This is a genomic window from Mesorhizobium sp. M0659 (assembly GCF_040320605.1).
Classification (GTDB): Bacteria; Pseudomonadota; Alphaproteobacteria; order Rhizobiales; family Rhizobiaceae; genus Mesorhizobium.
In genome coordinates, this window is sequence record NZ_JAMYPY010000008.1 from 267,717 (window position 1) to 281,747 (window position 14,031).

Annotated in this window: 10 protein-coding genes and 2 tRNA genes; 10 read left to right on the plus strand and 2 right to left on the minus strand. The window is 61.9% G+C overall.

The features are described 5' to 3' along the window. Nucleotides 1–69: 69 nt before the first annotated feature. Nucleotides 70–192, plus strand: coding sequence for a hypothetical protein (locus NKI31_RS15995; protein WP_280790514.1), 123 nt, complete (start codon nt 70–72; stop codon nt 190–192). A gap of 550 nt (nt 193–742) precedes the next feature. Here the strand turns inward: NKI31_RS15995 and NKI31_RS16000 are convergent. Both NKI31_RS16000 and NKI31_RS16005 read right to left on the minus strand, forming a co-directional pair. Further along, nucleotides 743–1,654 carry a hypothetical protein gene (locus tag NKI31_RS16000; RefSeq protein WP_352652045.1) on the minus strand — a complete coding sequence of 304 codons (912 nt, stop codon included), beginning with the start codon at nt 1,652–1,654 and terminating at the stop codon, nt 743–745. Nucleotides 1,655–1,733: 79 nt separating this feature from the next. Then, nucleotides 1,734–1,808: transfer RNA gene (locus tag NKI31_RS16005), tRNA-Asn, on the minus strand. Between the two features lie 231 nt (nt 1,809–2,039). On the opposite strand from NKI31_RS16005, the gene NKI31_RS16010 reads away from it, so the two are divergent. The 9 genes from NKI31_RS16010 (at nt 2,040) to NKI31_RS16050 (ending at nt 13,757) form a co-directional block, all read left to right on the plus strand. Next, nucleotides 2,040–2,300 carry a PGPGW domain-containing protein gene (locus tag NKI31_RS16010; RefSeq protein ID WP_023667708.1) on the plus strand — a complete coding sequence of 87 codons (261 nt, stop codon included), beginning with the start codon at nt 2,040–2,042 and terminating at the stop codon, nt 2,298–2,300. Between the two features lie 337 nt (nt 2,301–2,637). Then, nucleotides 2,638–2,711 (plus strand) — tRNA-Cys (locus tag NKI31_RS16015). Nucleotides 2,712–2,820: 109 nt separating this feature from the next. After that, the gene (locus tag NKI31_RS16020; RefSeq protein ID WP_023818111.1) at nt 2,821–3,495 is read left to right on the plus strand and encodes a protein-L-isoaspartate O-methyltransferase family protein; all 675 of its coding nucleotides are present in this window, start codon (nt 2,821–2,823) and stop codon (nt 3,493–3,495) included. Nucleotides 3,496–3,679: 184 nt separating this feature from the next. After that, nucleotides 3,680–5,065: a TolC family outer membrane protein gene (locus tag NKI31_RS16025; RefSeq protein ID WP_023667706.1), complete on the plus strand. Its 1,386-nt coding sequence runs from the start codon at nt 3,680–3,682 to the stop codon at nt 5,063–5,065. A 329-nt stretch (nt 5,066–5,394) separates the two neighbouring features. Then, nucleotides 5,395–6,291 (plus strand): PopZ family protein, encoded by an 897-nt coding sequence (locus tag NKI31_RS16030; RefSeq protein ID WP_023714409.1) that lies wholly within the window; start codon nt 5,395–5,397, stop codon nt 6,289–6,291. A gap of 265 nt (nt 6,292–6,556) precedes the next feature. Next, nucleotides 6,557–9,340: a valine--tRNA ligase gene (locus tag NKI31_RS16035; protein WP_023818112.1), complete on the plus strand. Its 2,784-nt coding sequence runs from the start codon at nt 6,557–6,559 to the stop codon at nt 9,338–9,340. Nucleotides 9,341–9,700: 360 nt separating this feature from the next. After that, complete coding sequence (locus NKI31_RS16040) at nt 9,701–10,954, plus strand: OmpP1/FadL family transporter (RefSeq protein ID WP_352652046.1); 1,254 nt, start codon at nt 9,701–9,703, stop codon at nt 10,952–10,954. 267 nt (nt 10,955–11,221) lie between these two features. After that, entirely contained in the window at nt 11,222–12,946 is a 1,725-nt protein-coding gene (gene ilvD, locus NKI31_RS16045) for a dihydroxy-acid dehydratase (protein ID WP_352652047.1), read from the plus strand. Continuing rightward, nucleotides 12,933–13,757 (plus strand): tetratricopeptide repeat protein, encoded by an 825-nt coding sequence (locus tag NKI31_RS16050; protein ID WP_023714413.1) that lies wholly within the window; start codon nt 12,933–12,935, stop codon nt 13,755–13,757. The genes ilvD and NKI31_RS16050 overlap by 14 nt, the downstream gene beginning before the upstream one ends. Nucleotides 13,758–14,031 lie beyond the last annotated feature (274 nt).

Genomic DNA, 14,031 nt, shown 5'->3' on the forward strand with positions numbered 1-14,031 from the left:
CACCCTCCCGGCGCCAGTGCTGTCCACTGGCAACCGGCCGTGAGAAGCCGAAACCAGAGAGCCTACATCATGACCATCCATCAACCTGACATGCGCCGTGAAGACGGGGCAATCTTCCTCACCGTGGCGGAAAACGACCGCCTGGGGATAGCAACCACGATAGAGCGACTGATCGACCTGCTCGAGCCATGAGCCCGGATCCTGATCTCGAGGAAAGCCTCGGATGGGGATATGGCAGCCAATTGGAATTGCACGCCCAGGACGCGAGCGCGAGGAGGAGAACGAGCACGGTGGCGACGTCCAAGACGACACGATTCGCAGGACGAAGGGGACTACGAGCCGAGCCTTGGCTGGGGCAACCGTACGGGGCAAAGCGGCGTCGGGCTGGAAGCCTGGAGCCTTGAGGATGCCTGCGACATCAGCGGCCTCGGCGGGCTCGCGCTCTTCTCAGGCTCGGGCTATGCGATCGGGAAGGCAATCCTACGAGAGTTTGCGCAGCGCCGCCCTGATGTGACGCAGGCCTATGTGAAGACGTCGTGCGCGATTGGGGGCGCTGGCGAAGCGGCGAGATCGGCGACGTACCTCTGCTGAAGATCATACCGGGGGTGACGCGCATCCTTCGCGACTGACCTTTCGCCAATTGGCGATAAATGGCCCGCCGCCCCGCGGTGCCGGGCTGGGCGCGCTAGATCATTCCGTGCCGAAACAACCAGCCCCCTGTCTTGCTATGGCGGGCTGCTTTTTAGAATTTCCGCTGCGGTCGATCGTCAATGGACCGAGCAATTGCATTCAGTTCTTCCTGCGATGGCACAGGGGGAGCTTCACCGGTCTTCCACCCCGTCGCCATCTGCCGTTGAACATGTTCCCAGAGTGGCCCGAGCACTTGGTTCATCGGGAAGCCTTTCGAGATCAATGGCAGCATGCTTGTATTGTTGATTCGACGGCCATCGGCATCATAAGCTGAATGCGCCCCGCCGCCTTCGCGGTAAGCCCATGCGCAAAGTGCTTGCGGTCCCACGGTCGCCGGCTCCTTCGCGCTGATCTCCCTGTTCATTCGCACGAACCATGCGCTGAGACGATCGGCCGCACGCTCCTTCGTTCTGGCACGAGCGGCCTGTCTCGTCATTGTTTGCATAATCGTCACGGGCAGGAAGTGGGGAGCGCCTGAGCCGAGAGCGATGCCAAAGCTATAAACACGCGGCCCGAGCTTCAAGTCCATCACCCGAAATTTGGTTTGGCCTTTCGTATCGATTGTCGAGGCACCCGTCTCCAGCCTCATTTGCATCTGGTCCAGCGACGTAATAGCCGCAACTCGGGCCTTCCCGTCGATGAAGCCCACATACCCGAACGTGTGGCCGGGGGCGTGTTTATCGAAGCCCTGCTCTTCGGCAGCAGCGGCAATTTCCCGCAAGGTCTGATCGAGCGTGCGGTTCGCTCCGCGCAGAACGCCCTCGATCCACTCGCTGACTTCGAAAGGCTTGCTACCTGATCTGGCGCCGGCGCCAGCATAGGTGATGAAGCCGTGACCGTCGGCGGTTTCCAGCCTGGCCATCTTGGTGGCCGCGAACGACTTCATGCTGTCCACGCCGCTGTATAGACGGTCTGCGCCGACGAACGCCACGCGAGCAGTAACCATTGCAAGGGCGAAGGTCATCGTTGCCCCAGATGTTGCCCTGTCCGGAACTCAAGTAAACGCTCAGGAAAGGGAAAGCGGGCTAAGTGTTTGGAAATGTTGGCTCCCCGGGCCGGATTCGAACCAGCGACCAACCGGTTAACAGCCGGTTGCTCTACCACTGAGCTACCGGGGAATAGAGGCTCTCATGTGAGTGGCGCAGCCTATAGCAAACCCTTTTCGGCTTTGCAAAGAAGCATTTCGCATTTTTTAGCGCATTTTCACCCAATGGTTTCTGGCAATCGCCGGATGACACCACATATGAGCCGTCTTGGGCGCCGTCGGACCTTGGTCGGCGGAACCTGAACGGCGATTGCAGCCTTTAGCGCATATGGCTTTATCGAAGGCAACCGGATCGACTTTCGACATGACTGCAGCAGACGAAAACCAGGCACCGGCGCGGAAAATCTCGGTGTTCGGGCGCGAGTTCACCATGCCGCGCTCGCGCGGGCTGAGGATCGCCATCGGTATCATGCTGGTGTTTTTCGGCCTTCTCGGCTTCCTGCCGATTCTCGGCTTCTGGATGATTCCGCTCGGCCTTTTGGTGCTTTCCTACGAATTTGCCGCGGTGCGCCGCCTGCGGCGCCGGTTCGTCGTCTGGTGGGAACGCCGTCGCCGGCCAAATTGAAAGCGATGGTGCGGGGTTCCGGTTCAGCGGCCGCTTCGCTTTCCAGCCCCTCGCAGATTTCCCCCTCGAAGATCCCTCGAGAACGGCAGCCGCCGGTGCCAGCCGCGTGCGATTATGCGGCGAAGCCGGTTTGCTCCCGCTGCGTAAAGCTGCGGGTTCGAGTTTCGCCGGTCGCGCAGCACGCTTGACGAGCGGCCAATATGCCGGTGCGCCAAGCGCTGAAACCGCTCGGGAACCACGTTGCGGAGGCTGATGAGGAAAGCGCGCCGGAATGCCGCGCGGACGCTTGACGACCTTTCGCTGCCACCATATTGAGTTCGCTCGCCGGGAGCGATGAGGCCTCGTGGCGGAGTGGTTACGCAGAGGACTGCAAATCCTTGCACCCCGGTTCGATTCCGGGCGAGGCCTCCAGTCGCTTCACCTCCCGCATGCCGGGGGCTTGAGTTCAGGTCGAATGCGCCGCAGTGTCGGCGCGACAAGCGCATTTCAGCGCATTGGCTTTTGACGGATTGGTTAGGACATGAGCGCTGATTTCTCCGAACTTCGCGTCAAGATGGTCGACGGCCAGGTCCGCACCACCGATGTGACCGACGCAGCATTGCTCGATGCCATGCTTGCCGTGCCGCGCGAGGCCTTTGTCGGGGCCGACCAACAGGCTCTCGCCTATATCGACGAGGATATCCGCATCTCCGACGGCGCCGATGGCAGCGGTGCGCGCTACCTCATGGAGCCGTCGCCAATGGCCAAGCTTTTGCAGTTGGCCGAGATCGACGCCGGCGATTCGGTGCTCGATGTCGGCTGCGGCACCGGTTATTCCGCGGCGCTGCTGTCCAGGCTGGCCAAATCCGTCGTGGCGCTGGAAAGCGATACCACACTGGCGGAAGCAGCCAAAGCGGCGCTTTCGGCGCAGGGCTGCGATAACGTCACCGTGGTCACCGGCCCGCTGCCGCAAGGTCATGCCGCCAAGGCGCCCTACAATGTGATTCTCATCGGCGGCAGCGTCGAGAAAGTGCCTGCGGCGCTGCTTGACCAGCTAGCCGAAGGCGGTCGGCTGGTGGCTGTGGAAGGGCAGGGCAATGCGGGCGTAGCCCGGCTCTTTTTCAATGCAGGGGGGGTTGTAACCGGAAGACGGGCATTTAATGCGGCAATTAAGCCACTACCCGGATTTGAACGCATTCATGCCTTCGAGTTCTAAGTGATTTTGCCTTGCAGCAAAGACTCTGTCATGTTGGCTTGCGATTGAACAATCGTTGCTGATTGGTTAACCGGGGTTCGGGAGGCTGTCAGCGGGGGAACGATACATCGACGCGGCGCTGGCCGATCCCTAGGGATGGGCTGGCGTGGCGTAGTTCCCGTGCAAAACGAATGAGGGATATAAAGTGCCGTCCTTAGCCAAGAGTCTGTTTGTTACCGTCCTCATTTCCGCGACAGCGCTTTCGCCGATAGCCGCCTCGGCGGAAACCATTCTCGGCGCGCTTTCCAAGGCCTACCAGAACAATTCCTCGCTGAATTCGGCCCGTGCCGGCGTGCGCGTCACCGATGAGGGCGTGGCGATCGCCAAGTCGGGCTATCGCCCGGTGATCACTGGTTCGGCCGATATCGATTACACCTCCAGGCACCTAAACGGCAGGAACGCGAGCCTGGCATTGACCACCGGCAGCTTCGGCGTTCGGATTGACCAGACGCTGTTCGACGGCTTCCAGACCAAGAACAGAGTCGCGTCGGCCGCTGCACAGGTGAGGGCCTCGGTCGAGGGCCTGCGCAACACCGAAGAGAACACGCTGTTCAACGCGGCGAGCGCCTATATGGACGTGATTCGCGACCGCCAGGTGGCGGTGCTAACCGAACAGAACCTTCAGTTCCTGACCGAGCAAGCACGCGCGGCACGCTCGCGCTTCGAGGTCGGCGAGGGCACGCGCACCGATGTGGCGCAGGCCGACGCGTCGCGTTCGGCCGCGGTGGCGCAGTTGAGTGCCGCCCGTGCGCAGGCTCTGGCCAGTGCAGCAACCTATCATCAGATCGTCGGTGACGAGCCGGGCAAGCTCAAGGCTGCGTCGCCGTTGGCGAAGCTGTTGCCGAGGAGTCTCGAGGCGGCGATCGGTATTGCATCGAACGAGCATCCGGCCATCCTGGCCGCCCTACATTCCGTCGATGCAGCGGGATTTGATGTAAAGACGCAGGAAGGTGCGTTGCTGCCGCAGTTGACTGCCAGTGCCGGCCTTTCCCATGCCTATCAAAATACCGTACCTGGCGCGGGGAATTCGGACGGCGACTCCAATGCCGCCACCGTCGGCGCGACGCTGACCGTTCCGATCTATTCGGGCGGCCGTACCTCCGCACTCGTTCGTCAGTCGAAGGAATCGCTCAGCCAGGCTCGCATCGAGGTGGATGTCAGCCGTGACTCGGTGCGCCAGGCCGTGACCTCGGCATGGACGCAATACATTGCAGCGCGGGAAAGCGTCGACGCTAATCGGCAGGTGATCGCGGCCGCACAGTTGGCACTCAACGGCGTCATCGAGGAGCGCAATGTCGGACAGCGCACCACGCTCGACGTGTTGAACGCCCAGAACGCCGTCATCTCGGCAAAGATCGACCTCGCCAGCTCCGAGCGCGATGTGGTCGTAGCGAGCTACGCCATCCTTTCGGCAATGGGCCGCCTGTCGGCCGATCGCCTGGCGTTGAATGTGGTGAAGTACAAGCCTGAAGAGCACTACAGAGCCGTCAAGGACAAATGGATCGGGCTGCGTACGCCGGACGGCCGTTGAGCCCCCCGAGCGGTTCAAATCCCGCCAAGGTTGAAAGTATCGTAGCGCCGCGCTTCCCAAGGATGCGCGGCGTTTATCTTTTATGGCTTAAACTGTTGAAATCCGGCGTCTTCCGAGATTGGGGATTCTCGGATGGCGATCCGTCGGCTACGCTGTCGCCATGATTCGTATCCGGCTTTGCCGGACAGGAATCCAGGAACGGGTCACTACAGCGCCACGCGTCCGGTGGATGCGCAAAGGACGCTGTAGAACTTTGATTTTGCGCCTGATCCTCTTCGAAAATCGAAGATCGATTTTCGGGATCATGTGCGGGGGCGGCGGATGTGACGATGGCGACGGCAAGCAGCGCACAGCGCGAACCTTCCATGGAAGAAATACTGGCTTCCATCAGGAGGATCATCGAAGACAGCGACACCGGCCGCAAGCTGCCGGGCGACGCCGATGAGTTGCGCCAGGACCTTGTGCCGGCCGCCGGGCCTGTTTCGGATGTCGAGGCCTTCCGCAGCGAATTGCACAGCTCGACCGAAAGCAAGAAGCCGGTGACGCTGGCCGAGGTGCAGGCCCAACTGGCCGAGCCGGTGGTTGCGCGGCCGGAGCCGCGCTCCGAGCCGTCGCCAGTGAAGCCTGCCATTGCGGCAAATGCCACGACCGCCGCGCCACCCGCGCATGCTCCGATGACATTGGCGGAAGTAAGCGCCAGGATAGCCAGTGAGCCAGCTCCCGCCGTCAGGGCAGAAGCTGCAGTGCGGGCAAAGGCGGAAACCACCGACTCGATCGTCACGGATTGGCGCCGCGAAATCGCGGCCGTTGGCAATCAGGCAAAACCGGCTGACACAGTACGGCGGCCCGAGATCAGGCAGCCGGAGATCAGGCAGCTGGAGACTGAAAATCGGCAGGCAGCAATCGCGGAGGTCGAGGCTTTCGAGGACGATCTCGCTGCCGAGCCGGCTTTCGAGCCTCGTCCTTCGAGCGGCGAGCGCGCGCGCCCGGCCGATACAACTCCGGTTCGGTCGGCGATCGTTTCGGAACATACGGGACGGCAGGTCGCAGCCGCCTTCGGCGAGCTCTCCGACGCCTTCGCCAGCCGCAGCAAGAAGACCTTCGACGAGATGGCCGAGGAGATGCTGCGGCCGATGTTGCAGGACTGGCTGGACAACAATCTGCCGACGCTGGTCGAGCGCCTGGTACGCGAAGAAATCGAGCGCGTCGCGCGCGGCGCGCAGTAGACATCACCATAGCCCGTTCCGGATTAAGGCGCCGCCTTCGGGCGACGCTTTCGCTGCAGGTCAGCTTCCGGCCGATGTCGCGAACACGATCAGGTACCGTCGGGATCGCTGACGATGAAGGTGCAGGCATGGCCTTCCCGTTGAAATGACCAGGGCCCCGCCTATTTGCGTTGAAGGACTGAGGCCGCCCTCGCGGTTGACTTGGCCAAAACCTTCCGATTTACACCGGGTCAGCAAAACTCCCGACCGCGCGGACCATTTTCCCATGCTTGAAAAGACCTACGACGCCAAGACCGTCGAGCCCAGGATCGCCAAAATCTGGGAAGAGGCGGACGCATTTCGCGCCGGCGCCGGCGCCGAGGAGGGGGCGGAGGCCTTCACCATCGTCATCCCGCCGCCCAACGTCACCGGCTCGCTGCATATGGGCCATGCACTCAACAACACGCTGCAGGACATACTCGTGCGCTTCGAGCGCATGCGCGGCAAAAACGTGCTGTGGCAGCCCGGCATGGATCATGCCGGCATCGCCACGCAGATGGTGGTCGAACGCCAGCTGATGGAAAAGCAGATACATCGCCGCGATCTCACCCGCGAACAGTTCATCGACAAGGTCTGGGAGTGGAAGGCCGAGTCCGGCGGCGCCATTTTCAACCAGCTGAAGCGGCTCGGCGCCTCGGCGGACTGGTCGCGCGAACGCTTCACCATGGATGAAGGCCTGTCCAAGGCCGTGCTCGAAGTTTTTGTCAGCCTCTACAAGGAAGGGCTGATCTACAAGGACAAGCGCCTTGTGAACTGGGACCCGAAGCTGTTGACGGCGATCTCCGACCTGGAGGTCGAGCCGCAGGAGGTCAATGGCAATCTCTGGCACTTCCGCTATCCGATCCAGGGCGAGATTTTCGATCCGGAAAATCCTGGGACATTCATCACCGTGGCGACGACACGGCCCGAGACGATGCTGGGCGATACGGCAGTCGCCGTGCACCCGGACGACGAGCGCTACCGGCATCTGGTCGGCAAGAATGTCGTGTTGCCGATCGTCGGCCGGAAAATTCCGGTTGTGGCTGACGAGTATTCCGACCCGGAAAAGGGTTCCGGCGCCGTCAAGATCACGCCGGCGCACGACTTCAACGATTTCGAGGTTGGCAAGCGCCACAAGCTGCCGGCGATCAACATCCTGACCATCGAGGCGGCAATAACGCTCAGGGATAACGAGGATTTTCTCGCCGGGCTCGACGTGACGCCGGAGCGCCAGGCCGTCTGGGACGAGCTCGACGGTCTCGACCGTTTCGTCGCGCGCAAGAAAATCGTCGAGCTGATGGAGGCCGGCGGCTTCCTCGACAAGATCGAGCCGCATCGCCACGCCGTGCCGCATGGCGACCGCGGCGGCGTGCCGATCGAGCCGTTTCTGACCGAGCAGTGGTATGCAAACGCCGCCGAGCTGGCCAAGCCGGCGATCGCATCGGTGCGCGAAGGCCGTACCAACTTCGTGCCGAAGAACTGGGAAAAGACCTATTTCGACTGGATGGAGAACATCCAGCCCTGGTGTATTTCACGCCAGCTATGGTGGGGTCACCAGATCCCGGCCTGGTACGGGCCGGACGGCCGGGTCTTCGTCGAGAAGACCGAGGAAGAGGCGCTGGGCGCCGCGATCGAATATTATCTGGCGCTGGAAGGTCCATGGAAGGCCTGGGTCGAGGACAAGCTCGAGACCTTCAAGCCGGGCGAGATCCTGACCCGCGACGAGGACGTGCTCGACACCTGGTTCTCGTCGGCGCTTTGGCCGTTCTCGACACTGGGCTGGCCGGATCACACGCCGGAGCTGAAAACCTATTACCAGACCGACGTGCTGGTGACCGGTTTCGACATCATCTTCTTCTGGGTCGCCCGGATGATGATGATGGGCCTGCATTTCATGCACGAGGAGCCGTTCCACACCGTCTATGTGCATGCGCTGGTGCGCGACAAGAACGGGCAGAAGATGTCGAAGTCGAAAGGCAACGTCATCGATCCGCTCGACCTCATCGACGAGTTTGGTGCTGACGCACTGCGCTTCACGCTGACGGTGATGGCGGCGCAGGGGCGCGACGTAAAGCTCGATCCGGCGCGCATCGCCGGCTACCGCAATTTCGGCACCAAGCTGTGGAACGCGACACGCTTTGCCGAGATGAACGAGGTCGCGCGCAATGACGATTTCTGGCTCAACGACGCCAAGCTGCCGGTCAATCGCTGGATCCTGACCGAGCTGACCAGGGCGTCGCGCGCTATCACCGAGGGCATCACCGGTTACCGCTTCAACGAAGCAGCGGGCGCCGCCTACCGCTTCGTCTGGAACCTGTTCTGCGACTGGTATCTGGAACTGCTGAAGCCGGTGTTTATGGGCACGGACGAGGCTGCCAAGGCCGAAAGCCGTGCCTGCGTCGCCTTCGTGCTCGACGAGATCTACAAGCTGCTTCACCCCATGATGCCGTTCATGACGGAGGAGCTGTGGGCGCAGACGGCAGGTGAGGGCAGGACGCGCGCAACGCTGCTGTGCCACGCCGCCTGGCCGTCGCCCGACTTCGAGGACGCCGATGCAGCCGCCGACATCAACTGGCTGGTCGATCTGGTCTCCGGTATTCGCTCCGTGCGCTCTGAAATGAACGTGCCGCCGGCGGCGATCGCGCCGCTGGTGGTGGTCGGCGCCAGCGCCGAGACTCACCAGAGGCTGGAACGCCATGCGTCCGCCATCAAGCGGCTGGCGCGGGTCGGCGACATCTCGCTGCAGGACGCCGCACCCAAGGGCTCGGCCCAGATCGTGCTCAACGAGGCGACGATCTGCCTGCCGCTCGGCAGCCTGATCGATCTGTCCGCCGAGGCGGCGCGGCTGCAGAAGGAACTGGCCAAGGTGACCGAGGAAATCGCGCGGCTGCACAAGAAGCTGTCGAACGAAAGATTCGTCGCCAGCGCGCCGGAAGAGATCGTCGCGGCCGAGCGCGAAAAACTCGCGGAATACCGTGATCAGCAGGAGAAGCTTTCGGTGGCGTTGACCAGGGTGCGCGACGCCGGCTGATCCGCCGGATTCGCGATGCCCGGGAACGGCGTCAAGGCAGGTCTTCTGCCCGAAAAACAGGCATTCCGTAGCGTTAATGTTGACGTAAACGGAAAGTTTTCGCCCCATTGTTGCCATAATGTAACAATGGCGGCCATTGGCGGCAAAACAGCCGGTTTTTATACTGTGTAGAGCGAATCCTCCTGATTTTTTGCGCCGATTGCCGCCCAAATGGCCCTTTTCCGGCATGCTTGCGCGGGTCGCCACTTTTTCCGAAATGCGTTCTGCAAGTGCGTACATGTACGCATTATCAATTCATTGTTGCACCGTTAACCCGAATTGGTTCTAGCTTGATCCACTAGTATTCGGGGAGGACATCCAATGAACAATTTGCGTTTGCAAACACTGCTGGGGGCGGGGTGTTTTTCGCTGAGCCTGATCGGCTCCGTGCATGCCGGCGGCATCGAGCGCGGTGGCTACGACGTCGACCTTCTGTTCGATCCGGCGCCCTTCGCCACCGAAGCCGAAGCGACGTATGTCATGCCGGAGCGCAAGCTCAAGAATGCGGTGGACACAGATAATTCAGATGGCAACGTGTCGGCGTTGGGCAGCACGGCGAAAGACAGCGAGAGCTACTGGGTGCCACGCATCGGCGTCAAGGCCGAGGTGGTCAAGGGTGTCGACTGTATGGTCGACTATTCACAGCCTTGGGGTGCGCATACGGCTCCCGGCCTTTGGGCCGGCGCGCAGTCCAACATGGAAACCGACATCAAGAGTAATAACTACGCCGGCACCTGCTCCTACAAGATGGATGCCGGCAAGGGGCAGCTTCGCTTCATCGGCGGTGTGTTCTACCAGGAAGTCTACGGTTTCAAGGAAAGCCTTGTGTCGCCACTGGTGCCCAATTTCGGCGGCACGGGTCGCGTTGACCTCAAAGGCACTGGCTGGGGCTGGCGTGCTGGCCTTGCTTACGAAATTCCTGAGATAGCGCTGCGCGCAAGCCTTGTTTATAATTCGCAAGTAAAGCTCGACAATCTCTCTGGCACGCTTGATTTGACGAAGGTCGGCATAGGGGCCGAGCCGATAGACATATATGGCAATGCCTCCATGCCAGATTCGTTGGAATTCAAGCTCCAATCCGGTATCGCACCCGGCTGGCTTGCCTTCGGGTCCGTCAAATGGGTCAACTGGAGCGTGTTGCAGAGCATTCCTATCTGCTCGCAAGCTTCTAAGGGGCTGGCAGCTTGTACGTCGATTTCTCCGGGGCTCGGCTCTCCGACTCCGGTGCGATTGACGTCGCTAGATCTGATGTACCGTGACGGTTGGACGGTTACCACAGGCATTGGCCACAAGTTCAACGAGCAGTGGAGCGGCGCAGCTCAGATTTCGTGGGATCGTGGTACCTCGCACGGCGTTGGCTCCCAGAGCGACACGTGGACACTCGGTGGCGGCGTCGCTTACACGCCAACCGCCAACATCGAAGTGCGGTTGGCCGGCGCGATCGGTGTGCTGACCAGCGGTCACTCAGGACTTTTGACAGACGAGAACGGCTACCAGGCCGGCACCGATGTCAGCTACAATTTCGGAAACGACTTGGTCACGGCCATTTCGGGCGGCGTCAAGATCAAGTTCTAAGGCTCTGAAAATTATAATAAAAGGCCGGGCGTTGCCCGGCCTTTTGTTTTGTGGGTGAAAGTTAGCCTGCAAATCCGTCGCATCACTTTCGCCTCTGGTAATTGTGACGTTTTGGCAACAGTTCCCGACCAACCCCCGCACAACGGTCCCGCCCGACCAAATTGCCCATTTCCCGCCATAAACCCGGCGCACCTCGAATTTGTCTCGGGACACGCGCCAAAAGGCTCGGCGATGAGGCAGGCCGCGCCGCCCGCGGCAAGGAAGAGAATGGACGCCAAAGTCATCTCCAAGGCCAAGCTGCCTAGCCGCCATGTGACCGTCGGTCCGGCGCGTGCGCCGCACCGTTCGTATCTCTATGCCATGGGGTTGTCGGCGGCCGAGATCGCGCAGCCGCTGGTCGGCGTTGCCTCCTGCTGGAACGAAGCGGCGCCTTGCAACATCTCGCTGATGCGCCAGGCGCAAGTGGTCAAGAAAGGCGTCGCGGCCGCCAACGGCACGCCGCGCGAATTCTGCACCATCACCGTCACCGACGGTATCGCCATGGGCCACCAGGGCATGAAGTCGTCGCTGGTGTCGCGCGATGTCATCGCCGACTCGGTCGAACTCACCATGCGCGGCCATTGCTACGATGCGCTGGTCGGCCTTGCCGGCTGCGACAAGTCGCTGCCCGGCATGATGATGGCCATGGTGCGGCTCAACGTGCCGTCGATCTTCATCTATGGCGGCTCGATCCTGCCGGGCTCCTATCGCGGCCGCCAGATCACTGTGCAGGACGTGTTCGAGGCGGTCGGCCAGCATTCGGTCGGCACGGTCAGCGATGCCGAACTGCTCGAGATCGAGCAGGCGGCGTGTCCGTCCGCCGGCTCCTGCGGGGCCCAGTTCACAGCCAACACCATGGCCACCGTCGCCGAGGCGATTGGCCTCGCGCTGCCCTATTCCTGCGGCGCGCCGGCGCCTTACGAGATGCGCGACCGCTTCAATTTCGCGTCCGGCGAAAAGATCATGCAGCTGATCGCCAAGAACATCCGGCCGCGCGACATCGTCACGCTGAAGGCGCTGGAGAATGCGGCGACCGTGGTCTCGGCCACCGGCGGCTCGACGAATGCGGCTTTGCACCTGCCGGCGATCGCGCATGAGGCAGGCATCAAGTTCGACCTGTTCGACGTTGCCGCGATTTTCGAGAAGACGCCTTACATCGCCGACCTCAAGCCGGGCGGCAAATATGTCGCCAAGGACATGTTCGAGGCCGGCGGCATTCCGCTGTTGATGAAGACGCTGCTCGACCATGGCTATCTGCATGGCGACTGCATGACCGTGACTGGCCGTACTTTGGCCGAAAACATGGAGCATGTTGCCTGGAATGATAGCCAGGATGTGGTCCGTCCCGCCAACCGACCAATCACCCAAACCGGCGGTGTCGTGGGCTTGAAGGGCAACCTTGCCCCCGAAGGCGCGATCGTGAAGGTCGCGGGCATGACGGAGCTGAAATTCTCAGGTCCGGCACGGTGTTTCGATTCGGAAGAGGAATGTTTCGAGGCGGTCACGCACCGCAACTACCGGGAAGGCGAGGTTCTCGTCATCCGTTACGAAGGTCCGCGCGGCGGCCCGGGCATGCGCGAGATGCTGTCGACGACGGCGGCGCTCTACGGCCAGGGCATGGGCGGCAAGGTCGCTCTCATCACCGACGGTCGTTTCTCGGGCGCGACGCGCGGTTTCTGCATCGGTCATGTCGGGCCCGAAGCTGCCGTTGGCGGCCCGATCGGGCTCTTGAAAGACGGCGATGTGATTTCGATCGATGCAACCAAAGGCACGATCGAGGTCGACCTGTCCGAGGCCGAACTGGCAACGCGGGCGAAGGCCTGGAAGGCGCGCACGACCGACTATCAGTCGGGCGCGATCTGGAAATACGCACAAACGGTAGGGCCTGCCCGCGACGGCGCGGTCACCCATCCGGGCGGTGCCAAAGAAACACATTGCTATGCGGATATCTGAGTTGTTGAGGTCGTCTGTCCTTCCGGCACTGGTCGCTGTTGCGATCTTTGGCGCCGTGGGCCAGGCCATGGCCTTCGACGACAAGGTGTTCGACGACAAGACCGGCGTGAAGCCGCAATCGAGCCCATGGGCCGTGTTCCAGTTCGGCTTCTCCGCTTACAAGAGCGGCCACAAGGAACAGGCGGTCGAGGCCTATAAATACGCCGCCGAGAACGGCCAGATCGGCGCCACCTGGAAGCTCGCGCGCATGTACGCCGAAGGCGACGGCGTGACGCGCGACGACTATGCGGCCTTCAAATTCTTCTCCGAGATCGTCGATCAGGATGTCGAGCCGGGATCGCCGGAGGAAAGCTATGTCTCCGACGCGCTGGTGGCGCTGGGCGACTATCTCCGGACAGGTATCCCCGGCAGCCCGGTCGAGGAAAACGAGGTCGCGGCGCAGGAATATTACATGCGCGCGGCCGCCAACTACCGCAACCCGAACGCCCAGTTCGAGATGGGCCAGATGTTTTTGAAGGGCGAGGGCGGCGTCAAGGCCAGCGTCAAGCAGGCCGGCCGCTGGTTCCAACTCGCCGCCGAAAAAGGCCATGCCGGCGCCCAGGCGACGCTCGGCAATCTTCTGTTCCAGAGCGGCAAGATCGTGCGCGGGCTGGCCATGATGACCGCCGCGCTCGAACGCGCCTCGCCGAGCGACCAGCCGTGGATCCGCGGCATGCAGGAAGAGGCATTTGCCGCCGCCGGCGAAGCCGACCGCCGCACGGCGATTTCGCTTGCCGACGATCTTCTCACCAAGGGTGGTGACGACCAGTGAAATTGCCAATCTCCCCCCTTGAGGGGGAGATGCCCGGCAGGGCAGAGGGGGGCGCTGTCCCGCTGGCATTTCAGTTGACTAAAGTTTGCCCGGGTTGGACTGAGAGGGTGAGCTTGTTTGACCGAAAGGTCGCGTTTCTTCGCGCCCCCCTCTGGCCTGCCGGCCATCTCCCCCTCAAAGGCATAGGCGCTAAGATAGCTTTGGCATGGACTGAAACTTGCGCTTTCGTGGTGGTTCGCGCCAGCGATATCGCAAGGCATGGAGATTTTGGCGC